This is a genomic window from Nitratireductor lacus (genome assembly GCF_056431025.1).
This window is the reverse complement of record NZ_JBWKMB010000001.1, coordinates 244123-266210: the sequence shown is the minus strand read 5'-3', so window position 1 is coordinate 266210 and position 22088 is coordinate 244123. Positions and strand designations below refer to the sequence as shown.

General features: G+C 60.0%; 22 protein-coding genes. 5 read left to right on the top strand and 17 right to left on the bottom strand.

Annotated features, from left to right (window positions below; all coding sequences use genetic code 11):
- Window position 1: 1 nt before the first annotated feature.
- The 9 genes from AC07E3_RS01355 to moaA form a co-directional block, all read right to left on the bottom strand.
- Window positions 2-871 (bottom strand): NAD(P)-dependent oxidoreductase, encoded by an 870-nt coding sequence (locus AC07E3_RS01355; protein ID WP_478360070.1) that lies wholly within the window; start codon window positions 869-871, stop codon window positions 2-4.
- Window positions 872-907: 36 nt separating this feature from the next.
- Window positions 908-1720 (bottom strand): ABC transporter permease, encoded by an 813-nt coding sequence (locus tag AC07E3_RS01350; RefSeq protein WP_478360069.1) that lies wholly within the window; start codon window positions 1718-1720, stop codon window positions 908-910.
- An 8-nt stretch (window positions 1721-1728) separates the two neighbouring features.
- Window positions 1729-2442, bottom strand: coding sequence for an ABC transporter permease (locus AC07E3_RS01345; RefSeq protein WP_336068531.1), 714 nt, complete (start codon window positions 2440-2442; stop codon window positions 1729-1731).
- A 163-nt stretch (window positions 2443-2605) separates the two neighbouring features.
- The gene (locus tag AC07E3_RS01340) at window positions 2606-3391 is read right to left on the bottom strand and encodes an ABC transporter substrate-binding protein (protein ID WP_065815155.1); all 786 of its coding nucleotides are present in this window, start codon (window positions 3389-3391) and stop codon (window positions 2606-2608) included.
- A gap of 161 nt (window positions 3392-3552) precedes the next feature.
- Window positions 3553-4071, bottom strand: a complete 519-nt coding sequence (gene mobB, locus AC07E3_RS01335; protein ID WP_336068534.1) for a molybdopterin-guanine dinucleotide biosynthesis protein B — start codon at window positions 4069-4071, stop codon at window positions 3553-3555.
- A complete protein-coding gene (gene mobA / locus AC07E3_RS01330) occupies window positions 4068-4691 on the bottom strand; it encodes a molybdenum cofactor guanylyltransferase MobA (RefSeq protein ID WP_478360068.1) in 624 nt (207 codons plus the stop codon). Before mobA ends, mobB begins: the two co-directional genes overlap by 4 nt.
- Window positions 4692-4700: 9 nt before the next feature.
- Window positions 4701-5906 carry a multidrug effflux MFS transporter gene (locus AC07E3_RS01325; protein ID WP_478360066.1) on the bottom strand — a complete coding sequence of 402 codons (1206 nt, stop codon included), beginning with the start codon at window positions 5904-5906 and terminating at the stop codon, window positions 4701-4703.
- A 112-nt stretch (window positions 5907-6018) separates the two neighbouring features.
- Window positions 6019-6969, bottom strand: a complete 951-nt coding sequence (locus AC07E3_RS01320; RefSeq protein ID WP_336068539.1) for a DMT family transporter — start codon at window positions 6967-6969, stop codon at window positions 6019-6021.
- 253 nt (window positions 6970-7222) lie between these two features.
- Window positions 7223-8227, bottom strand: a complete 1005-nt coding sequence (gene moaA / locus AC07E3_RS01315; protein ID WP_478360132.1) for a GTP 3',8-cyclase MoaA — start codon at window positions 8225-8227, stop codon at window positions 7223-7225.
- Window positions 8228-8401: 174 nt separating this feature from the next.
- Here moaA and AC07E3_RS01310 point away from each other — a divergent pair, with 174 nt between their 5' ends.
- Together AC07E3_RS01310 and AC07E3_RS01305 are read left to right on the top strand one after the other, a co-directional pair.
- Window positions 8402-8755, top strand: coding sequence for a gamma-butyrobetaine hydroxylase family protein (locus AC07E3_RS01310; protein ID WP_336068542.1), 354 nt, complete (start codon window positions 8402-8404; stop codon window positions 8753-8755).
- Window positions 8745-9374: a pyridoxamine 5'-phosphate oxidase family protein gene (locus AC07E3_RS01305; RefSeq protein ID WP_478360064.1), complete on the top strand. Its 630-nt coding sequence runs from the start codon at window positions 8745-8747 to the stop codon at window positions 9372-9374. The genes AC07E3_RS01310 and AC07E3_RS01305 overlap by 11 nt, the downstream gene beginning before the upstream one ends.
- Before the next feature lie 6 nt (window positions 9375-9380).
- Here the strand turns inward: AC07E3_RS01305 and AC07E3_RS01300 are convergent, their stop codons facing one another.
- Window positions 9381-9731 (bottom strand): VOC family protein, encoded by a 351-nt coding sequence (locus tag AC07E3_RS01300; RefSeq protein WP_478360063.1) that lies wholly within the window; start codon window positions 9729-9731, stop codon window positions 9381-9383.
- A 19-nt stretch (window positions 9732-9750) separates the two neighbouring features.
- A complete protein-coding gene (locus AC07E3_RS01295) occupies window positions 9751-10953 on the bottom strand; it encodes an MFS transporter (protein ID WP_336068549.1) in 1203 nt (400 codons plus the stop codon).
- 108 nt (window positions 10954-11061) lie between these two features.
- On the opposite strand from AC07E3_RS01295, the gene AC07E3_RS01290 reads away from it, so the two are divergent.
- A complete protein-coding gene (locus tag AC07E3_RS01290; RefSeq protein WP_007010402.1) occupies window positions 11062-11904 on the top strand; it encodes an AraC family transcriptional regulator in 843 nt (280 codons plus the stop codon).
- A 31-nt stretch (window positions 11905-11935) separates the two neighbouring features.
- Here AC07E3_RS01290 and AC07E3_RS01285 read toward each other — a convergent pair whose 3' ends face one another.
- Window positions 11936-12388 carry a MarR family winged helix-turn-helix transcriptional regulator gene (locus AC07E3_RS01285; protein ID WP_025030722.1) on the bottom strand — a complete coding sequence of 151 codons (453 nt, stop codon included), beginning with the start codon at window positions 12386-12388 and terminating at the stop codon, window positions 11936-11938.
- 47 nt (window positions 12389-12435) lie between these two features.
- Between AC07E3_RS01285 and AC07E3_RS01280 the strand changes: the two genes are divergently transcribed.
- Window positions 12436-13389, top strand: a complete 954-nt coding sequence (locus AC07E3_RS01280; protein WP_478360062.1) for an alpha/beta fold hydrolase — start codon at window positions 12436-12438, stop codon at window positions 13387-13389.
- 122 nt (window positions 13390-13511) lie between these two features.
- A complete protein-coding gene (locus AC07E3_RS01275; RefSeq protein WP_478360061.1) occupies window positions 13512-15395 on the top strand; it encodes a L,D-transpeptidase family protein in 1884 nt (627 codons plus the stop codon).
- A 73-nt stretch (window positions 15396-15468) separates the two neighbouring features.
- On the opposite strand, the gene AC07E3_RS01270 is transcribed toward AC07E3_RS01275, so the two are convergent.
- The 5 genes from AC07E3_RS01270 to AC07E3_RS01250 all read right to left on the bottom strand — a co-directional run bounded on the left by AC07E3_RS01270 (window position 15469) and on the right by AC07E3_RS01250 (window position 22071).
- Window positions 15469-16923: a TrkH family potassium uptake protein gene (locus AC07E3_RS01270; protein WP_223003966.1), complete on the bottom strand. Its 1455-nt coding sequence runs from the start codon at window positions 16921-16923 to the stop codon at window positions 15469-15471.
- A gap of 130 nt (window positions 16924-17053) precedes the next feature.
- On the bottom strand, window positions 17054-17854 hold the full coding sequence (locus tag AC07E3_RS01265; RefSeq protein ID WP_478360060.1) for a methyltransferase, TIGR04325 family: 801 nt from the start codon (window positions 17852-17854) through the stop codon (window positions 17054-17056).
- A gap of 152 nt (window positions 17855-18006) precedes the next feature.
- Complete coding sequence (locus AC07E3_RS01260) at window positions 18007-18546, bottom strand: hypothetical protein (RefSeq protein WP_418792985.1); 540 nt, start codon at window positions 18544-18546, stop codon at window positions 18007-18009.
- A gap of 44 nt (window positions 18547-18590) precedes the next feature.
- Entirely contained in the window at window positions 18591-19934 is a 1344-nt protein-coding gene (locus tag AC07E3_RS01255; protein WP_478360059.1) for an HlyD family type I secretion periplasmic adaptor subunit, read from the bottom strand.
- Window positions 19935-19947: 13 nt separating this feature from the next.
- On the bottom strand, window positions 19948-22071 hold the full coding sequence (locus AC07E3_RS01250) for a type I secretion system permease/ATPase (RefSeq protein ID WP_478360058.1): 2124 nt from the start codon (window positions 22069-22071) through the stop codon (window positions 19948-19950).
- Window positions 22072-22088 lie beyond the last annotated feature (17 nt).

Here is a 22088-nt window from a genome sequence, read left to right as displayed (position 1 = left end):
CCTATTTTGCCAGGCGGGCGAGCAGGGAGGACGTATCCCAGCGGCTGCCCCCCATCTTCTGGACATCCTTGTAGAACTGATCCACCAGAGCGGTGACAGGTAAGCTTGCACCGTTGCGGTCGGCCTCGGCAAGGCAGATCCCCAAGTCCTTGCGCATCCAGTCGACCGCGAAGCCGAAATCATACGTGCCCTGGTTCATGGTCTTATGACGGTTTTCCATCTGCCAGGAGCCGGCCGCACCCTTGGAAATCACGTCGACGACCTTCTCGATGTCGAGCCCGGCCTTCTGGCCGAAGTGAATGCCTTCAGCGAGCCCCTGCACCAGCCCGGCGATGCAGATCTGGTTGATCATCTTGGTGAGTTGTCCAGCACCGGCCGGGCCCATAAGTCCGACCATCCGGGCGAAGGATTCGATCACGGGCTTTGCCCTTTCGAACACCGCTTCCTCGCCGCCGCACATCACCGTCAGGATACCGTTTTCCGCGCCGGCCTGACCGCCGGATACGGGCGCGTCGATGAAGCCGAAACCGCGCTTCCGCGCTTCTTCGGCGAGTTCGCGCGCCACTTCAGCGGAAGCGGTGGTGTTGTCGATGAAGACTGCGCCCTCCTTCATGCTCTGGAAGGCGCCGTTCTCGCCGAGCGTCACCGAGCGCAGGTCATCGTCATTGCCGACGCAGGCAAAGACAAAATCCTCGCCCGCAGCGGCTTCCCGAGGTGTGGGGGCGTGCGCGCCGCCATGCTCCCTGACCCAGCTCTGCGCCTTCGCGGCGGTGCGATTATAGACCGTGACCTTGTGCCCGCCCTTGTTCTGAAGATGCGCGGCCATCGGATATCCCATGACCCCGAGCCCGATGAATGCGACGTCTGCCATTCGGAAATTTTCTCCCTGATATGCGTGTTCTAAGTGTCAGCGCTTCAGATGCTTCGTGATACGACGCTCGATCCAGTCTATCGTGTTGCGCAGGATCTCGACGATGCCAAGATAGATGATGGCGGCCCAGATGTAAGTCTGGAAGTCGAATGTGCGAGCGTAGGCGCGCCGTGTTTCGCCCATCAGGTCGTAGACCGTGATGATTGCGACGATGGCAGAACCCTTGATCATCAGAATGATCTCGTTGCCATAGGGCCTCAGCGCGACAATCAACGCCTGCGGAATGATGATCTTGCGCGCGGTCTGGAACCTGGAGAGGCCGAGTGCCGACGCGGCTTCCCATTGGCCCTTGCCGACGCTCTCGATCGCCCCGCGCAGGATTTCGGCCTGGTAGGCGGCGGTGTTGAGGGTGAAGGCGAAGACGGCGCAGTACCAGGCTTCCCGGAAAAACGTCCACAGCCCCACCGCCTGAAGCTCGGGTCTGAAAGAGCCAAGACCGTAATAGACCAGGAATGTCTGGGCGAGCAGGGGTGTTCCGCGGAAAAAATAGACATATGCATAGGCAAGGGCGGCAATGAACCTGTTTCTTGATGTACGTCCAAGCGCGACGGGCACGGAAAGGATCGCGCCGAGAAAAACCGAAACCGCGACAAGCTGGATGGTGATCCAAAGGCCGGACAGATAGCGCGGCGCGTAACGGGTGAAGATGTTGGGGTCCCAGGCGTTGATCATGAAACCGAGGACCGCAAGGCCGAGGACGGCCCAGATCGCGAGCAGGATCACACCGATTGTCCGGGATCTCGTCCAAGCCTGTCTGGCGACGGGCGGGCGCTCGACGGTTGCTTGCATGTCTGCACTCATCGCTGCGCTCCATGGCGTTTGGTCCAGTTCTCGATGATGCCAAGAGCGATCGAGGAGAGCATGGCCAAAGCGAGATAGAGCAGGCAGGCGATGCCAAAGAACAGAAACGCCTCCTTGGTGACACGCGCGGCAATGCCGGTCTGGCGCAGGATGTCGGCAAGGCCGATCACGGAGACGAGCGCGGTGTCTTTCAGGAGGATCAGCCAGAGATTGGAAAGGCCGGGCAGGGCCAGCCTGATGAGCTGGGGCAGGATGATGAGGCGCATGGTCTGCGCATTCGAGAGGCCGATGGCGTGACCGCCCTCATACTGTCCCTGTGGGATCGCCCGGAAGGCAGCGAGAAACACTTCGCTTGCGTAGGAAGAGAAGACGGCGCCGAGCGCCACCATGCCCGCCACAAAAGCGTTGATTTCGATGCTGGCGTCCGGGTTGAAGAGACGCACAAGCTGCTGCAGGCCGATCTGGGCACCGTAGAATACAAGAAACAGCGTCAGCAGCTCCGGCAGTCCACGGAAGATCGTTGTGTATATGTTGGCTGCCAGACGCAATGTCTTCTCGCTGGAACGCTTGCCCAATGCGACGAAAAAGCCGATCGCCAGTCCTAATGGTAATGTGGCCAGTGCCAGCGAAACCGTCAGAAGAACGCCCTTGGCGATGTCATCGCCCCAGCCTTCCGGGCCAAAACTCAAAAGGGTCCAAACCCTTTCCATCTCCCAAAATCCCTGTCCGAACCGCCTGACCCGGCATCCCTTTGCGGATTGGCGATTTTCCTTTTCATTCCGGCACCATCTCTAGAGCCGTATGCAATACAGGCGGCCGAACACCCGGGTTCGTCCGCCTGCGGCAGTATCAATCAGGACATCGTAACGGCGCTCAGTCGCCGTAGACGTCGAACGAGAAATACTTGTCGTTGATTTCCTTATACTTTCCATTCTCGCGGATGGCCGTGATGGCGGCATTCAGCTTTTCGCGAAGTTCGTCTTCACCTTGCCGCACGGCAATGCCGATGCCCGGACCGTAGATATCCTCACGCGGTGTAAGCGTGCCGAGAACCTTGCAGCAGGCGCCGTCCTCGCTGTCGAGGAATTCCTGCAGGACGATGATGTCGTCGATGACGGCATCGAGCCGTCCGTTGACCATGTCGAGCTTGTACTCCTCCGCGGTCGGATAAACCTTCACATCGCTATCGGTGAAGGTGGTCTCGGCGAAATTTGCATGGGTGGTTGAGCCTTGGGCGCCGATAACCTTACCGGCGAGGTCCTCCGGCGAGGTGCCGGCGATGTCGGACTCTTTCGGCACGACGAGCGCCGGTGGGGTGTTGTAGTATTTGTTGGTGAAGTCGACCTGCTTCTTGCGGTCTTCGGTGATCGACATGGAGGCGACAATGGCGTCGAATTTACCGGCCTGAAGGGCCGGAATGATGCCGTCCCAGTCCTGCGTCACGAATTCGCACTCAGCTTTCATCTCCTCGCAGAGCGCCTTGGCGATATCGACGTCAAAACCTTCAAGAGAACCGTCCGCGGTCAGGTTGTTGAAGGGGGGATAGGCACCTTCGGTACCGATCTTGAGCTTCATCATGTCCTGGGCATGGGCCGAGCCCACTGCCAGTGCCAAAGCTGCCGCAGGCAGTGCGAGCGCGATACGCCTTGTAATACGCATTCTGGTTCCTCTCATCTTATTATCTACCGCTGCCAGCCACGTGCCAGAGCGGAACTTGAAGCCGGATATTCCCACCGATCCGATTCAAATTGCAACCTTAAAGGTGACTGGTCCCATGCAATGAATGCGCGCGCACAGCGCTATATTATCAGGTCGTGACCCTAGCGCGCTTCTCGTTCGATGCCGGTATGGCCGATGATGAAATCGGCGATGCCGCCAATATCGCCGAGGGCGAATTGCGGCAGGTTCCTGCTTTCGGTGTCGTGGTCCGTCGCCACCGCCACGATGCCCGGGTCGGCCGTTGCCAGAAAGCTGCGGTCCCTGGCGTCTTGCCGGCGGCATTCCAGTTTCGGATGGTTTTCGCGCTTGAAACCTTCGATCAGCACGAGATCGCATGGGGAGAGGCGCGCGAGCATTTCCTGCAGTGTCGGCTCCCGTTCTTCCGCCAGTTCATGAATAATCGCCCAGCGTCTGCCTGAAACGATCGCGACCTCCTGCGCACCGGCGGCACGGTGACGGAAGGAGTCCGTGCCCTCATGGTCAATATCAAACGTATGGTGGGCGTGTTTCAGGGTGGCTATCCTGAAGCCGCGTTTCGTCAACTCCGTCACAAGGGCTGCCGTCAGGGTGGTCTTGCCCGAGTTCTTCCAGCCGACAATGCCGAAAACCGGTTGTTTCACGGTGTTTCCCTCCGGTGCCTTTCGCGCGCCCTTTCAAGGTCATCGGGCGTGTTGATGTTGAAGAACGGATCGTCCCCGGGCCCACACGGAAAGTCGACGATGGCAGCGTTGTGAAGATCGCACGCATAGGCGGTGACGCGGCGACTACCGTCTTTGACAAGATGTCGGGCAAGATCATCGGCAAGTTCGACAGGCCAGAGGGCGAAGACAGGATGCAGCCTGCCACTGGTTCGGGCGATGGCCGGAACCGAAGATGCCCCCGCGGCATCAGCAAGGCGCGCAACAAGATCGCGAGGAAAGAAGGGGGTGTCCGCTGCCGCCGTTGCAACATGCGAGGCCTCGGGGACGGCGCTTCTCACCCACTGCAGTGCCGCGAGCACGCCTCCCAGAGGGCCAATGGGCTCAGGAACCGGATCGGCGATCACCTCAAGTCCGAGCGCTGCAAACCTGTTCGGGTCGCCATTGGCATTGAGGGCAATGCGGTCAACCTGTGGCGAGAGCCTGTCGAGGACCGCTTCGATGACTGTTTTCCCATTGAGGCGCAGCATTCCCTTGTCGCCACCACCCAGGCGGCGTGCCGTTCCACCTGCGAGGATTACTCCGACAATGCCCTTTCTCATCGCTCGGCCTCAGATGTTTCCAGCCTGCCTGGCAACATAGATCACGTAGAGCGATGCGGCGATGGCGAGCACGGAGGATACGAGCATAACCCAGATCAGCGGAAACGGGCCTGTTTCAGGCGAAAGGACAGCGCCGGCGATCACCGAAAGTGCGGCGCCGCCGCCAATCTGCAGCGCGCCGCCGAGGCCCGAGGCGGAGCCGGCCAGGTGCGGCCGAACGCTGACGATGCCGGCATTGGCGTTCGGCATGGTCATGCCATTGCCTATCCCGACGAAAAATGACGGGCCGAAAAGCGACATGGGATGGAAGAAGCCGACCGCAAAGAGGACCAGCGCGAGGACAAGCCCGAGAGATGCAAGAGTATTGCCTGCCAGCATCATCGGATTGATGCCGATCCGCTTCGAAAAGCGACCGGAAAGGAAGTTGCCGATCATGTACCCCACCGAGATCAGTATGAAATACATCCCGTATTGCGAGGGGGTGAGGTCGAGAATTTCGGTCGCCACGTATGGGCCGCCGCCAAGAAAGGCGAAAAACGCTCCCGACGCCATGGCGGCTGTCGCCGTATAGCCCCAGAAACGCCGGGCCCGGAAGAGCTCGGGATAGTTTCTGACCTGAGCGGTCATGCTGCTGGATGGTGTGTGGTTCGTTTCTCCGAGATCAAGATAGACGATCAGAAGAGAGAGCAGCCCGAAACCCAGGATCAGGTAAAACGTCGCCTTCCAGCCATAGAGCTCATCGAGAAAGCCTCCGATCAAAGGACCGAGCATCGGAGCGAGCGTCATGCCCATGGTGATGTAGCCGATGCGGCTGGCGGCTTCATCGGCGCCCACCGTGTCGCGCACGATGGCGCGGGAAAGAACCATGCCTGCCGCAGCGAATGCCTGCATCACCCGGCAGATAAGGAAGACGGTGATATTGGGCGCGACCAGGGCGGCGATGGTGGCCAGAATGAAGATGGCAAAGCAGGTGAGCATGACCGGACGGCGGCCGAAGTGATCGGAGGCCGGGCCGATGCCCAGTTGCAGAACGGCGGTGGCGGCAAGGTAGAGCGAGACCGCCAGCTGGACGATGCTGTAATCCGCCTTGAAATATTCCGCCATACCAGGGAGGGAGGGAAGGAACACGTTCATCGAGACCGCTGCCGTCGCAGTGGCGATAACCAGCGTGACGATATGAGGGGGCGTGGCGGAGCGGGATAAAAGTTTTTCCATAACGTATTGCGAGCCTTGCATAATCAATGGTCGGTGCGAACAGGCCGGAGTTGGCGCGCGCTGGAATGGGATCCGAGCCAGTCAGACGGTTTTGAATGAATGGTCGAAATCTTCATGTGCCTTCCGTGGCCATGCCGGGGCCTGTGCTCCTGGCTGCGGGCTTTGTCCGGTTGACGACCTGTTCGCGGTAAAGCGTGTAGAGGCCCGAGCAGACCACCAGAAAGGCCCCCGCCATCATGACGCGATCGGGCCAGTCTGCAAAAAGCACGATGCCGAGGCCGATGGCCCACAGGAGGGCGGTATAGCGGAAGGGGGCGATGAAGGAGAGCTCGCCGGCCCGCAGGGACAGAACGATGAAGTGATAGCCACAGACAATGCATAAGGTGGCGCCCACGAGAATGGCGAAGTCTGCTCCACTCATGGGGGACCATCCTCCGTAGGGGACGAGCAGGACTGCGCCGGCGATGGTCACTGATGCGGCCGTCACCGTGGAAATCATCGGAGAGGGTATATCGGACGGAATCTTCCGGGTCGTCAGGTCCCGCATGGTGGCGAATGCAACCGCAGCGACACCGTAAAGCGAATAGGCGTTGAAAGCGTCGAAGCCGGGCCGGATGATGATCAATATGCCGATGAAGCCAACGATAATCGCGCTCCAGCGGCGCCAGCCCACAGGCTCATTCAGGAAGAAGGCTGCTCCGAGTGTAACGGCCAGTGGAAGCGCCTGCATGACAGCGGCGAGGTTGGCGATCGGCATATGTGCGAGGGCCGAAAGAAAGCAAATGGTGGCACCGGTCTCGCCTGCAACACGCAGCGCCACCATCGGGTGCAGGACTGCGCGCGGCTTTTTCAGTGCTTTCCAGTGCCAGGCGAGCAGCAGCATGACAAGCGTCGCCATGACCCCGCGCACCAGCATGACCTGCGCCATATTCATGGCTTCGGCGACGAGCTTGGTCAGACCGTCATTAACGGTGAAGCCGGCCATTGCAATGGACATAAAAAGCGCACCGCGCGCATTCGGCGAAAACGACACGACCACCCCGCGATGCACAACGCTGGACACGTATCCGGCCCTTGGGGCCGCGTGTCTACGTTGAACGAGTTCCTACGATTTTTGGTGAAAAACGAATCCCACCTCCAAAACAGGTATTGATGCTAAGTATACCTTATGGACTTGGCAATTGGTTCGTTGCCGAAAAACTGGCGATCCAGTCCTGGAGCGATTCACCTTTTCACGGAAACGCCGCTCCGATCTGTCTGACTGCTTTTCCGCATTTGTGCGGACGTCAGGTGATTCCACCTGACTGCAAAATGCGCTAGCCGCCTGTGACGCTCATGTGCCGGGAGACCGAGGGACGGCTGGTGCGCCGGTCGATGACGAAGTCATGCCCCTTGGGCTTGCGGGCGATGGCATTGTCGATGGCGTCAGCCAGCAGCTCATTGCCTTCCGAAGCTCTGAGGGCGGCGCGCAGATCGGCTGAATCATCCTGGCCGAGGCACATGTAGAGCATGCCGGTGCAGGTGATGCGGACGCGGTTGCAGCTTTCGCAGAAATTATGCGTCATCGGGGTGATGAAGCCGAGTCTGCCGCCCGTTTCAGCGACTTCCACATACCGCGCCGGGCCACCTGTCTTGAAAGGGATGTCTTTCAGCGTGAACTGCCGCTCCAGTTGAGCGCGAAGGAGGGACAGCGGAAGATACTGGTCGGTCCGGTCGGCGTCGATCTCGCCCATGGGCATCGTCTCGATCACGGTCATGTCCATACCGCGCCCATGCGCCCAGCGCAGCATGTCGGGAATCTCGCCTTCGTTGAAACCCTTGAGTGCCACGGTGTTGAGCTTGATCTTAAGTCCGGCTTCCTCCGCAGCCTCAATGCCGCGCATCACCTTTTCAAGCCGACCCCAGCGGGTGATGGCATGGAACTTGTCCGGATCGAGCGTATCGATCGAGACGTTGATGCGCTTCACACCGCAATCGGCCAGTTCGCCGGCAAAGCGTTCGAGCTGCGATCCGTTGCTGGTGAGCGTGAGTTCGTCGAGCGCACCGGATTTCAGGTGCCGCGAGAGTTGGCGTACCAGATGCATGATGTTCTTGCGCACCAGTGGTTCGCCACCGGTCAGACGCAGGCGCCGCACGCCTTTCTCAATAAAGACGGTGCAGAGCCGGTCCAGTTCCTCAAGGCTGAGCAGGTCACGCTTGGGAAGAAAGGTCATGTCTTCCGCCATGCAGTAGACGCAACGGAAGTCGCAGCGGTCGGTCACCGAAACGCGCAGATAGTCGATGGCACGTCCGAAGGGATCGATCATGGTGCTCTGCGTCATGGGCTCGCTTTCGCTGGCATTCTTCATCAGGACCTTACCCTGCTATGTCGTCACATAGTGCTCACTGTTCAAGCGCTGCAGGCTAGCATTTGTACAATTGCCGGGGCAATCGCACGGAAGGGCTTTTCACTTGGACCAAAGCTGAATAGGTCTACGGGCGAAAGGTGGTGACGGATGAAGCCTCCCAAGGAACTGCGTGTTTCCAAGGATCGTTCGGTGATGACGGTTCTGTTCCCGGATCTCGGACCGGTGCAACTTTCGGCCGAAATGCTGCGGGTGCTCTCGCCCTCGGCCGAAGTGCAGGGACACTCACCCGAGCAGCGTATAACGGTTCCCGGCAAGCGGCATGTGACCATCACTCGGGCGGAGCCGGTGGGCAATTATGCCGTGCGTCTCGTGTTCAGCGATGCACATCAGAGCGGTATTTTCACCTGGGTTTATCTGCATGAACTGGCCACGCAGAAGGATGCCAGGTGGCAGGGATATCTTGACGAACTAGAGGAGAAGGGGTTGAGCCGTGACACCTGAGGCGGACGCGTACACCATCACGTCGATTGACGCACTTGAGGCGCTCTACGGTACGCCCGGAAAGGCGTCGCTGGTCAAGGTGACGGACCGGGTGATACCGGAATATGCAAAACTGATCGACGCGTCGCCCTTTGTGGCGCTTGCCACCATCGGGCCGGAGGGAATCGATTGCTCGCCGCGCGGTGACAGGCCCGGCTTCGTGCGTATCCACGATGAGAAAACGCTGATGATGCCGGACCGTCGCGGCAACAACCGCGCGGATTCGCTGCGCAATATCGTTCGTGACGAACGGGCGGCCTTTCTCTTCCTCATTCCCGGATCGGGTACGACCCTGCGCGTCAACGGGCGGGCCAGGCTTTCAATTGATCCGGAACTATGTGCCTCCTTTGCCATAGACGAAGCCGCACCGCGCTCAGTCATCGTGCTTTCGGTGGACGAGGTCTATTTCCAGTGCGCGCGGGCGATTGTCCGGTCCGATCTCTGGAACGGTGCGAAGCATGCGAACCCCGAGGATCTGCCGACGCCCGGACAGATTCTTCAGGCGACGAGCCGCAGGGAGATCGACGGTGAGGCCTATGACCGGGAATGGCCCGATCGCGCCCAGAAGACGATGTGGTGACCCGCCTCAGCGATGGGTCAGAATGTTGACCAGCTTTCCGAAGGGATCGCGGGTGTAGAAGCGCCGCACGCCCCACGGTTCCTCCGCAGGGCCGTATTCGATGGGGAAGCCTGCTTTCTCAACCCGTTCAAGCGCTTCATCGAGGTCGTCCACTTCGATGGAAAGGTCGGGCACGGGGGTGTCCGATCCGCCCTGTGACATGACGCTCATCTGCAGGCGCGTCTTTTCCTGCGTACCATAGGTCACAATCCAGCCCTGATCCATCAGCGTGTCGAGCCCGAGGACATCGCCGTAGAAACTTTTCGCTTCTCCGACCCGATCCGAGGCGATGTTGGCGACAATGCGTTTTACTTTCACGATGTGTCTCCATTTGGGTTCAGCCTGCCTTCTTGAGGTTTGGGAGAAAAACCGTCAACAGGCCGAGCAGCGGCAGGTAGGAACAGATCTGGTAGACGAACTCGATCCCGGTCCTGTCTGCGATAATCCCGAGCACGGCTGCGCCAAGGCCACCAAGCCCAAAGGCAAAGCCGAAGAACATGCCGGCGACCATACCCACGCGGCCCGGCAACAGCTCCTGTGCGAACACGACGATCTGCGGAAAAGCGGATGCAAGGATAAGGCCAATGGCGACGGTAAGAATCGGGGTCCAGAAGAAATTCGCATAGGGCAGGGCCAGCGTGAAGGGCAGCACGCCGAGGATGGAGAACCAGATGACCGTCTTGGAGCCTATACGATCGCCGATCAGCCCGCCCAGCACGGTGCCGGCGGCAACCGAGCCTAGGAAAACGAACAGCAGGATTTGCGACTGCTGGACACTGACGCCGAATTTTTCGATCAGGAAGAACGTATAATAGCTTGAAATGCCGGCCATATAGACATTTTTGGCGAACACCAGTGAGACCAGGATTGCCAGAGACATGGCAATCTTGCCGCGGGGCAGGGTGAGGGTCGGAGAAGGTGCTGCACGTGTGGCGGTGCGCTGGCGGTATTCCGCATACCACGCGCTCACGCGCCACAGGACGATCATGCCGAGAAGTGCCGCAAGCGAGAACCAGGCGACGCTGCCCTGGCCCCGGGGTACGACGATGAAGGCAGCGAGCAGCGGGCCGATGGCGGTGCCGGCATTGCCGCCCACCTGGAAGACGGCCTGCGCCAGGCCGTATCGACCACCCGAGGCGAGGCGGGCAACGCGCGAGGATTCGGGATGAAAGATCGCCGAGCCCAGGCCCACGAACATTGCGCCGACCAGGAGAAGCGAGTAGTTGGCCGCCGTGGCCAGAAGCAGAAGTCCGATAAAGGTCGATCCCATGCCGACGGGCAGGGAGTAGGGCATGGGTTTCTTGTCGGTGGTCAGCCCGATGGCCGGTTGCAGCAGCGACGCCGTCACCTGGAACGCCATGGTCAGAAGGCCGATCTGCCAGAAATCCAGCCCGTAATCGCTCTTCAGCATCGGATAGATGGCCGCGAGCATTGACTGCATGATGTCGTTTAGCATGTGGCAGAAACTGACGGCGAGCAGGACCGCGAAGGCGGTCTGTTCTGCCGGCGTGGAGGGCCGGTTGGCGGTGGTATCGGTCACGTCAATGCTCCATGAGAAGAGGCCGCCCTCAAGACAGCAGCCGCTTATACGCCTCTTGCAAATGACCTGCCTTGGTGATTTGGTCTACTTTTTTCGCAAGTGGGCCAAATGAATTCTCCGCGCAGCCCCAATACGGTGGTTTTCAATACTGATCGCCCGGTCGACGACGAAAAGCGACGCAACTGGCTTGAGGAGGTCGAGGGCGATCTGGTTGTTGGCGAGATTGCGCAATTGGCACATGTTCAGGTGCCTATCCATCGCCACAGCCGCGGGCAGCTCCTTCACGCAAGCAGCGGCGTGGTTCTGGTCAAGACCGGCTTCGGACACTGGATGGTGCCGGCAGGGCAGGCGATCTGGATTCCACCGGGTATCCAGCACGCGGTCGAAATGATGACCGATGTGCGCATGCAATCGGTTTACGTGCTTCCCGAGGCAATTTCAGGGTTGCCGGCAAGACCGCGCGTGGTCGGCATCACACCATTGATGCGCAGCCTTCTGGAGGAGGTGGCGCCTTTGCCGCATGTTGCCCGACCGACGGGCCGCAACGGCTTGCTCTATGAACTCATCATGCATGAGATTCCGCGTCTGCCGGAGCTGCCGCTGGGTCTGCCATTTCCCTCTGATCCGCGGCTCGCACGCATGTGCCGCGCCTTTCTTGACGCGCCGGAAAGCCGCGTGACGATCGATCAGTGGGCGCATTCGGCGGGCATGAGCCGCCGCACCTTCACCCGCCGTTTCAAGCAGGAGGTCGGGCTCAGCCTGTCGCTCTGGCGCCAGCAGGCCAGCCTTTTTGCTGCTTTGCCGAGGCTGGCGAGCGGCGAAGCTGTAACCAACGTGGCGCTGGACCTGGGCTATGAGAGCGTGGCCGCCTTCACGACGATGTTCAAGAGGATGCTGGGGGCTTCGCCACGCAACTATCTGAATGTTCCGGCAGCGGATGGGGAACAGTGAAGCGGCCTGTGTCTCCTTAACAGGCCGCTATTCAATCTTCAGCGAGTGCTTCACTGATGCGGCGCATCTGCTCGCCCATGGCCTCGCATTGCTCCGGCGTCGACTGGGCCATCACGCGGTCGATCAGCCTGGTGTAGACGGCGAGCGCTTCCATCAAACGCTCTTCACCGTCCTGCGTCAGGTAGAGCCGTAAGATTCGCCGGTCGTTGGCGTCGCTTTCACGGCGCACCAGTCCCTGCGTTTCCAGTTGCGGCAGCAGCATGGTGATGTTGGAGCGCCCGACGAGCAGGCGACGCGCAAGATCGTGTTGGGATTGCCCGGGGTGGCGATAAAGATTCATCAGCATGTCAAGCTGCGCAATCTTGAGGCCGAGCGGTTCGAGCGCCTTGCTAAGTGCCCGGACAATGGCTTTCTCCGCGCGCGCCACGGCGATCCATGTGCGAAAACGCGGATTGTCCCAGGGGAGTTCTTGTATTTTGTTCATGATTGAACTAACTTTGTTCATGCTTGAACATTATATGGGTTTCCACCATGACTCGTTTCGGCCTGCGCATCCTGAAGAGCCTTTTTGGCACACTCGAACATGTCGCGCCAAGTCTCGGCGGTCGTATGGCGTTTGGCCTGTTTTGCCGAACACCCAGTCCGACGCGGCTGACCGAGAAGGAAAGGCGCGTTCTCGCCCAGTCGAAAGACTTCATGCGCCGAGCGCGCAAACATCCGCTGACGACGACGCATGGCGCGGTTGTTGCCTATGAGTTTATGAACTGGGGCGCACGTCGTGACGGTCCTGCGGTTCTTGTTCTTCACGGCTGGCGCTCGCGTACCGAGCACATGCGCGTGGTCGTTGAGGCATTGCTTCAGCGCGGCTTCCGCGTCGTTTCCATGGATCTTCCGGGACATGGCGTCTCGGGCGGACGCATTCTTAATATCCCTAAGGCGGTTGCGGCGGTGAGCGCCGTGGCGCAATGGCTGGGACCGTTTGATGCCATGGTGGGTCACTCCTTCGGCGGGGCCGTCGCTCTTAATGCGATTGCCGGCTCTGTCGCCGGCGTCCCGCAGGTTTCCGTTCGACGACTGGTGACCATTGCCTCGCCGAACGCGCTGCCCGATCTCTTTTCCCAGTTCGGTGCCTTTATGGGCCTTGGACCGAAGACGCAAAAGGCGTTCGAAGGCCGGGTCGAGGCCATTGCCGGAACGCCCCTGAAGGCGTTCGTCGCGGCGGAACAGCTGCGCGATGTGCGACTGCCGACCCTGATCGTTCACGCTCCGGAGGACAAGGAAGTTCCTGCATCTGATGCAAGGGCCATGGGCGATGCGGGCACGCATGTTTCGCTGGTTTGGGCGCCCGGTCTGGGGCATCGCCGGATTCTTGCCGATCCCGGTATTGCGGCGCGCGTGGCGGCTTTCGTCGCGACACGCAGAGAGCGGCGCCTGCAACCTGCCGCCGCCATGTCTTTAGAAGATTGTTTACCAATTGGCGATTGAGCGTGAATTTCATAATAATTTTATCGATCACCCCGCGACCCTGCAGCTGAGACCTGTTATTTTGGTTGTGATTCAGAATATCGTGGTTGTGGCAACGAGGCTTGGTCTCGGCGGGGTGAGCGATGATGTTAAAGTCCATGCGCAAAAGCGGGCTGACCTGTGTGGCAGCAATGCTGTTCGCCGGAAGCGTGGGGCAGGCCCATGCGCAGTCGGACAATCTATTTGATATGCTGTTCGGAGGCGGCAACCGCGCCACCAGCCGGGCGCGAAGCGAGCCGCCGCGGACGGTGAAACCCGCGCCGGTCAGGCGGCAGCCGGCAAAGGCACCCAGGATTTCCGGCCCGTCTTACTACAGTTACAGACCTGCGCCGCTCGTTCACGTCGAGTTTTCCGATATTTCGGTTCCAGCAGCCGACAGCGCATTTCAGCCCGCCCTTGAGGGTGTTGCGTTCCGCGAGGCCCTGCCCATGCTGGAAGGGGTAGAGCTATACGCTGAGAAGGACATTGCAGCGGCAATCGTCGCATTTTATTCGAAATATCCTGATTTCGTCTGGGTTTCCGGCTATCAGGTCAACGAGCGGGCAAAACGCGTGTTGCGGGTGCTTGCGGAAGCCTCCAGCCATGGGCTTTCCGACGTCGACTACACGGTTGGAGTGCCCGGTAGCGACTTTTCCTATGACGATATAGCGGCGCGTCAGAAGGAGTTGATCCGTTTTGAAATGACGCTGACCGCGCGGGCCCTGCGTTATGCGCGTGATGCACATGCCGGGCGTGTCAATCCGAACAAGCTCTCCGGCTATCACGATTTCCCCGAAAAACCGATGGATCTGGTGCAGAGCATCGGCTTCATGGCGAATATGCCGGAGGCGGACCGCTATCTGGAAGGGCTGCATCCGCGCAACGATGTCTATCGCAAACTTCGCGCGGAACTGGAGGTTTTGCGCGGGGCTGCCGAGCGTGAAATTGTCGTCGACCCGAAGACGTTTGTGCGCCCCGGTGGAGAGAGCTCTGAACTTGCCAAGCTGCTCAAGATCATCGAACGCGACGCCAGCGGGGCCTTCATGGAGACCCATGGTGCGGCTTTGAGAGAGCACGAGGGGAGCGAAAGATATTCCGACGCGCTGGTGCCGGTGATCAAGGCGGCGCAGGAGAGCCACGGGCTCAAGCCGGACGGCATTATTGGGCCACGCACGGTGGCGGCAATCGCGGGCGTCTCAAAGGCAGCGCGCATCGAAAAGGTGCTTTATGCGCTCGAGCGGCTGCGCTGGCATCCCTCGAAACTGGGTGACACGCGTGTGGTGATCAACGCTGCTTCATTTACTGTCGACTTCTTCGAGAACGGGAAGCCACGCATCTCCATGCGCACGGTTGTGGGGCGCAATGCCAACCAGACCAGTTTTTTCTACGACAAGCTTGAAACCGTCGAGTTCAATCCGTATTGGGGCGTTCCGCGGTCCATCCTCGTCAATGAGATGCTGCCGAAACTCTGGCGCGATCCGAGCTATCTCGATCGCAACGGCTATGAGGTGGTGAACAGCCAGGGGCGTCAGGTCTCGTCTTCTGCCGTGAACTGGGGGCAGTATGGAAGCAACGTGCCCTATAGCGTGCGCCAGAAGCCTGGGCGCAACAACGCGCTTGGGGAACTGAAAATCCTGTTTCCCAATCGGCATGCGATCTACATGCATGACACGCCGTCCAAGAGCCTGTTCCAGCGCGATACCCGTGCGTTCAGCCACGGTTGCGTCCGACTGGCAGATCCGCGGGCCATGGCGGCAGCGGTCCTCGACATTTCGGTCGACGAGGTCTCGCGTGCCATTGAGAGTGGCGATCGCAGCCGTCCCACACGGCGCAGGATCGAACGCGATATTCCTGTCTATGTCGGCTATTTCACGGCCTGGCCGCAGACGGATGGCGTTATCTCCTATCACGGCGACGTTTATGGACGTGATGCACGTCTGAAAACTGCGCTGGAAAAGACCACCGATCTGCGCTCCTCGAGCATCTGACACTGCACGGAACCGATGGGCTGAAGTGCCCATCGCAGACCGCAGCCATCGGCGGATTGGCTTGCGGATTTGATCAGTCGCGCCAGAAGGTGGGCACCAGAAGCACCACGACGGCGAGAATTTCGAGCCGGCCGAGCAGCATGGTCGCCGACAGGACCCATTTTGCAAAGTCGCTGAGCGGAACGAAATTGCCTGCGGGACCGATCGTGGTGCCGAGGCCGGGACCGACATTGGTCAATGCGGTGAGTGAACCCGTGATCGACGTCAGGAAATCGAGGCCCGTCGCCGACAGGAGAAGCGTCGCGACCACCCAGGACGCGAGAAAGCCGACGATGAAGAGCACGACCGATCGCTGCATCTCCTCATCGACGATGCGCTTGCCATAGCGCAGTGCCTGGACGGAGTGCGGATGAATGAGCAGACGCAGCCCGTTGCGCAGCATCGCACCAAGAATGAGGAAGCGATAAGCCTTGATGCCGCCGGACGTCGAACCGGAGCAGCCGCCCAGGAAGGTGGCGAAGAAGGCCAGGGTCACAGCGAACGGCCCCCAGAGTGTGTAATCCTCGCTGGCAAAGCCCGTCGTTGTGATGATCGAAGCAAAATTGAAGGCGGTAGACGCGAGAATGTCGTCAAACGGATCGCCGGTGGTGATGCGGCGCTGGACCGCCAGAACAGTGACAATCAAAGTCACATAGCCGAGAAACAGTCTTATCTGCGGGTCCCGCAGGGCGTCGAGGCGTCCACGTGCGAAGAAAAGAACCAGGATCGAGAAGGGCAGGGCGGCGAGGAGCATGAACACAGTGCCGACCCACAAAACCGCGTTGCCTTCGAAATAACCGAACGATGCGTCGTGGGTGGAGAAGCCACCGGTCGCGATGGTGGTCATGGCGTGATTGACGGCATCGAAATTGCTCATGCCTGCGGCCGCATAGGCCAGTGCACAGAGTGCGGTCAAAAGGCAGTAGATGCCGACAAGCGCAATGAGAAAACTGATAAAGCGCTCGAAAGGTCGGTTCTCGATGTCCGAGGATTCCACCCGAAAGTAGGAAAAGCCGCCGACTTTGAGTAGCGGCAACAGGAAGAGGCCAAGCGCGACAACGCCAACCCCGCCGATCCATTGCAGGATGGAGCGCCACAGCAGCAGCCCGGGCGGCAGGTTGTCCAGTCCCGAAATGACGGTGGAGCCGGTGGTCGTGATGGCGGAAACCGATTCGAAGACGGCTTCAGCAAGATCAAGTTTCAGCGATGCCGTGTAAAATGGCAGTGCGCCCACCAATCCCAGCATCAGCCATAAGAGAACCACGACCAGGAAGGTCGATCGTGTCGAGCCACGGGTAAGCGGCGCGCGCGTGGCGGCGGCAATGGTCAGGGCAATGGCGCCCGTGGCCAGCGAGCAGACGACGAAAATCTCCCAGTCGTCATTTCCGTAATAGAGATCAACCGCGGCTGGAAGAAGCATCGAAGCGGCGACGTAGACAGCGAAAATGGCCGCTGGATAGGTGGCCGTCCGGATTGTCGATGGTTGCACTTTCTCGACCTCGAAATGAACCGGCTCCGTGGTAGAGGAGAATGCGCTCCAAGGAAAGAGACTTCAGAAGAAGGGCAGACATGCGCAATCGGCATGACTGTGGCTGCGAAAAACCCCTCGGTACGGGCGGTCAGCGCCTTGTGCAGTAGAAACCGGCGCTTTCGCTCGCACCATATTCGGGATGCGTGTCTATCACATGAGAAAGGGAGGGAATGTTCCAGCGATCGGCGATGCGGTAGCCGATGCCTTCGAGCTCTGCCAGAAAGGAGGCTTCATTGCGTATCTGGTAAGGGACCAGAGCCGGCCCGATCCGTTCCAGCGTGACGATGGTTTTCCCCTTGCGCAACGCCACCTTGTTCAAAAGCAGGTGTTTTGGTGACGCGGCGAGACGGCCGAGAAGATCGGGCAATGGAACGTTGAGATATTGCAGCAGCCCTGATCCGAGAAACACGTCGCAGGGGCCGTGGCCATCCAGCCGGCTTGTGAAGGAGAGGTTTTCAATGCCCTCGTCGCGGGCACGTTTCTCTCCCGCTTTGACAATGGCCGGCACGTCGTAGACGGTCCATTTCAGGGTTTCGATTTCGGGCAGGATCGTGCGGAAAGCGCGGAACTTGGTGCCCATATGGCCACCTGCATCGAGCAGTGATCGGATATCCTGCCTGATCTGGCTGAGCCAGAACAGAACCGGGTAATCCCAGGGCACCAGGCGGCACATTTGATCGAACGCCACGCCGGCCACCGCGTCATGATCATATCCAGCAAGGCCGCGCTGATTTGCAGCGGTCAAGGCATCCTCATATGTCGTGTAGACGCCGGAAAAACGCACCGGACGATGCGCCACCATCCGCATGCGCCCGGCTGCCGCCTGAAACGGCAGGAAAGCGGCTCCACGCGCCTGCTTGAGCCCCTGTTTGATCTGATCCAGCGCCATTTTCAGAATTCCGGCCCGCTTTCACCCGTGCCCTGAAGGGCGCGGATATCTTGGGAAACCCTAGCGTTGGTCGCCTGCCACGACCAATTCATCAATAAGGCTGATCGTGAAACCAATGTGGTTAGAGCGTGGGGATGCTTCGCGCAGGGCGTTCACACTGGAAAACCATGCTTTTTCGCCAGCGCCCAGATTTCCCGGTTCGTGGCAATCAGCCGATTGATTGAACTGGTGATATTGGCGATCTCCGCATCGTCGATCGCATCGACTTTTCCGTATTTGAGCCGGTCGCCGGAATCGGAAATCCTCATGAGCAGCGTTGAGACGTTTTCCCCGCTATCGTCAAAGGAATAGATGCAGTGATTGTATTTGTTCCGGAGCCTGGATTCGCTCATCATCCTGCGCGTGACGTTCAACACGTCCTTGCGAATATCCGCATCGGTTCGATCGAGCTTTGCGAGGCGCTCGACCAGATCGACACGGGCGCGGGAGGTGTTGAGGGTCAGGAAGATGACCGTCGCCGTTTCCATGTCAACGCGCGCCAGCCCGGCGATGAGGTGGATAAGGAGGCTCTCCGTGTTCGTCCACGTATAATTGAGCTGCCCCAGCAGCGTCAGCACGTCCCGAAAACGCGAACTGCCTTCCTTCATCGCAAGACTGCCAGCACTCACCTCGAATGGCTCGATGGAAAACATGCTATCACCCCGCTTTTCAGGCGTCCACGCCGGCAAGAACCGGCTCAGTCCTCGCGGAAGGCGCGGTTCATACTGTCCATGATCGGTTTCGAAAGGTATTCGAAGAATGTGCGTTCAGCAGTCTGGATCAGCACTTCCGCAGGCATGCCCGGTGTGGGCAGGAAACCGCGGACGCGCGCAAGTTCGCTCGGTGGCAGGCGCACGCGCGCAAGATAGATCTCGCGCTTGTCGGCTGCCGACTGATCGCGCAGGGCGTCGGCTGAAACATAGAAAACCTCGCCCGTCAGAACGGGCGTTGTGCGTTGGTTGAGTGCCGTCAGCCGAACGTTTGCCTCCTGGCCCACGCGGACACTGTCGATCTTGGTACGCGGTATCTGCGTTTCGATGATCAGGGGGACGTCGGATGGCAGGATCTCGGCAATGCTCTTGCCACTTTCGATCACGCCGCCGGGCGTGTGGTAGTAGAGCCGTATGACCGTGCCGGTGACAGGCGCGTTGATGGTGGCGCGGCGCAGCACGTTTTCGGCCGTCCGTGACTGTTCGCGCACCGCGTCCAGTTCCGCTTCGATGGCCTGCAGTTCGTCGAGCGCCGCCTGACGATAGGCGGCGAGTGTCTGGTCGGCCTGTTGCCGATACCGAGCGATCTGGGCCTGTGTTTCGTCCACCTCTGCGGCAAGACGTCCGATTTGTCCCTCCGCTTCGGCCATGGCGCGCTTGATCGCGGAAATTTCGGGTTTGCGCATGAGCCCCTGTTCGTAGAGCTTCTGCTTGCCGGAGAACTCGTCCGAAAGGAAGGCGAGCTGGCGCGTCAGCGCCTCGTGCTGCGCTTCGTAGCCGCGTCCACGGATTTCGAGCGCGGCGATGTTGTTGTTCAGGAGTTCGATCTCGCTGTTCAGCTTGCGTTTCGAGGATGTGAAGTTGAGTTTCTGGCTATCGAGAATTTCTGCGACTTCAGGGTCGACCGTCCGCTCCGTCAATTCGGCGGGAAAGTCGATCCTGTCCTTCTCCTGATACTCGGCACTCAGTCGGGCGACGATGGCAAGGAGGCGCGCACGCCGCAGGAAGAGCTGCCGTTCATTGGCAAGGGCGGAGGTCTCATCAAGCTGGAGCAGGGGCTGGCCGGCTGTGATGTGGTCGCCTTCCGAAACCAGAATTTCCTTGATGACGCCCCCTTCCAGATGCTGAACGATCTTGTTTTGACCAGTGGCGACAAAACTGCCCTGGGAGATCACGGCTGCAGCGAGCGGTGCGAAACTCGCCCAGATGCCGAACCCTCCGAAACAGAGAATGAGCAGTATGATCCCGGCGATGGACTGCTTGCGGATCGACCGTGGCACTTCCGCGTACCACGTCATGTCCTGGAGTTTTGCGATATCTGTTGAGCTCATCGGGTGCCTGCCTTCAGGGAAGCTGGGTGGCGAATGGACCATTCTGCAACTGTCCGGCCTGGTGGGCTGCCAGCGCGCGCAGCACGTCTTCGCGGCGGCCGAACATCGAAATGGTGCCGTTTGTCATCAGCAGAATCTTGTCGACATGCTGCAGCAGGGAGGGGCGCTGGGTGATCACGATCACGGTGATCCTGTTCTGCTTGGCGTGTTTCAGAGCCCGGGCAAGAGCGGCATCGCCAGCGCTGTCGAGGTTCGAGTTCGGCTCGTCGAGCACAATCATGCGCGGATTGCCGAAGAAGGCGCGGGCGAGGGCGATGCGCTGTTTCTGGCCACCTGAGAGAGGCGACCCATCGGTCGCGACGATTGTTTCGTACCCTTGCGGGAATGTTGCGATCATCTCGTGCACGTCGGCAAGGATGGCAGCCTGATAGATGTCCTGATCGTCCACATCGTCGCGCATGCGCGCAATGTTGGCCTTGATCGAACCGGGGAAGAGCTGAACGTCCTGGGGTAGATAGCCGATACTGTCACCGAACTGGCGCTGGTCCCAGTTGCGCAGATCCATAAGGTCCAGCCGAACACTGCCGGAGGTGGGCAGGATCGAACCGACCAGCATCTTGCCAAGCGTTGTCTTGCCGGCACCCGAATTGCCTATCACGGCAAGTGAATCGCCGGGGCGTAGTGCGAAGTTGATGCCATTGAGCACGACGCGTTTGGTTCCCTGCGGAACATACAGCACGCGTTCCACGTCGAGCCGCCCTTCGGGCTTGGGCAGGACAAGACGTTCGAGGTTCAGCGGCGAAGACCGAAGCAGCGTCGAGATGCGCCGATAGGCGCCGCGCGAAAGAATGAACTGGTTCCAGCCTTCGATCGAGCCCTCGATCGGTGCGAGCGCCCGGCCTGCAATGATGGAGGCAGCGATCACCATGCCGCCGGTGATGTAGCCCTGGATGGCGAGATACGCACCCCAGCCAAGCAACGCGACCTGCGTCAGAAGGCGGATGGCGCGGGAGGTTGCCGCCGAGACGATGTTCCGGTCCTGTGCCTTGACCTGTGCCTTCAGTGAACCGGCGGTGTCCTGACCCCATATCTTGACTGCCTCGGGGATCATCGCCAGCGCGTTGATGATCTGCGAGTTCCGCGCCATGGAGTCCAGATGCAGATTGGCCTTGCTCTGGTAGACATTTGCCTCGCCGAACGGGGCGGCAGTGGCGCGCTGGTTGATGAATGCGACCAGTGTGAGCAGCAGTGCCGACAGCACCACAATGCTTCCCAGATGCGGATGGACGAGAAACACCGCCAGGATAAAGATCGGGGCGAAGGGTATGTCGAGAAATGCGAGCAGCGTGCCCGAGACCAGAAATGAACGCAATTGCTGGAGGTCGCCGAGGGTCTGGTACTCGCGCCCGGTACCATGAAGGGAGGCGCGTGCTGCCGCGCTCAGAATGGGCGCGCCGAGCTGGGCGGCGACCTCGACTGCGGTGCGCATCAGGATGAACCGTCGTATCGCGTCGAAAATCGCCTGCAGCAGCACAGCGCCCACGATCACGACCGTCAGCATGATCAGCGTGTCCGTGGAGCGGCTCGTAAGAACGCGATCGGAAATCTGAAAGAGATAGACCGGAATGGCGAGTACGAGGATGTTGCTCGCATTGGTGAAAAGCAGCACCATCAGCATGTTTTTGCGCACCGCGGCGAGGCCGGCGGTGAGGCTTTTGGAAAAGTCGGCCGGACCGAGCCGGCGGTGAAACTGATCTTTTGCTCCGTCAACCCTGGTGATCTCCGGATCGCTTCTGTTTGCTTCCGGCTTCTGGTTGTCCTGCTTTGACGCCGTCTCCGGCTGCCCTGTCTGTGCTTTTTCAGCGGCGTCTTCCGCGCCTTCGGGGGAGGCAGCCGGCTCCTCTTCGGCTGGTTTTGTTTCACTGTGACCTGCGGGGGTGGGGGCGTCACGGGTTTCCGCTTCAGTGGCTTCGGCCCGCTGCCGTGCAGCCCGAGCGTCGACCTCCCGGAATATGCGGGAAATCTCTTCATCGGCGGTACGCAGAATACGCATTTTGCGGGCTTCGTCTTCCATACCCAGCGCGCAGGACGATGCGTCGTTCACATGCGCCGGGCGCTTGGTCGGTTTGTCCAGCATGTCGTTCCCCCCGATCG

Excerpts from the sequence above, each read along its gene's own strand:
- AC07E3_RS01355 (WP_478360070.1), bottom strand. The coding sequence starts at position 871 with ATGGCAGACGTCGCATTCATCGGGCTCGGGGTCATGGGATATCCGATG.
- AC07E3_RS01350 (WP_478360069.1), bottom strand. The coding sequence starts at position 1,720 with ATGCAAGCAACCGTCGAGCGCCCGCCCGTCGCCAGACAGGCTTGGACG.
- AC07E3_RS01345 (WP_336068531.1), bottom strand. The coding sequence starts at position 2,442 with ATGGAAAGGGTTTGGACCCTTTTGAGTTTTGGCCCGGAAGGCTGGGGC.
- AC07E3_RS01340 (WP_065815155.1), bottom strand. The coding sequence starts at position 3,391 with ATGCGTATTACAAGGCGTATCGCGCTCGCACTGCCTGCGGCAGCTTTG.
- mobA (WP_478360068.1), bottom strand. The coding sequence starts at position 4,691 with ATGAGAAAGGGCATTGTCGGAGTAATCCTCGCAGGTGGAACGGCACGC.
- AC07E3_RS01325 (WP_478360066.1), bottom strand. The coding sequence starts at position 5,906 with ATGGAAAAACTTTTATCCCGCTCCGCCACGCCCCCTCATATCGTCACG.
- moaA (WP_478360132.1), bottom strand. The coding sequence starts at position 8,227 with ATGACGCAGAGCACCATGATCGATCCCTTCGGACGTGCCATCGACTAT.
- AC07E3_RS01310 (WP_336068542.1), top strand. The coding sequence starts at position 8,402 with ATGAAGCCTCCCAAGGAACTGCGTGTTTCCAAGGATCGTTCGGTGATG.
- AC07E3_RS01290 (WP_007010402.1), top strand. The coding sequence starts at position 11,062 with ATGAATTCTCCGCGCAGCCCCAATACGGTGGTTTTCAATACTGATCGC.
- AC07E3_RS01285 (WP_025030722.1), bottom strand. The coding sequence starts at position 12,388 with ATGAACAAAATACAAGAACTCCCCTGGGACAATCCGCGTTTTCGCACA.
- AC07E3_RS01280 (WP_478360062.1), top strand. The coding sequence starts at position 12,436 with ATGACTCGTTTCGGCCTGCGCATCCTGAAGAGCCTTTTTGGCACACTC.
- AC07E3_RS01275 (WP_478360061.1), top strand. The coding sequence starts at position 13,512 with ATGATGTTAAAGTCCATGCGCAAAAGCGGGCTGACCTGTGTGGCAGCA.
- AC07E3_RS01265 (WP_478360060.1), bottom strand. The coding sequence starts at position 17,854 with ATGGCGCTGGATCAGATCAAACAGGGGCTCAAGCAGGCGCGTGGAGCC.
- AC07E3_RS01260 (WP_418792985.1), bottom strand. The coding sequence starts at position 18,546 with ATGTTTTCCATCGAGCCATTCGAGGTGAGTGCTGGCAGTCTTGCGATG.
- AC07E3_RS01255 (WP_478360059.1), bottom strand. The coding sequence starts at position 19,934 with ATGAGCTCAACAGATATCGCAAAACTCCAGGACATGACGTGGTACGCG.
- AC07E3_RS01250 (WP_478360058.1), bottom strand. The coding sequence starts at position 22,071 with ATGCTGGACAAACCGACCAAGCGCCCGGCGCATGTGAACGACGCATCG.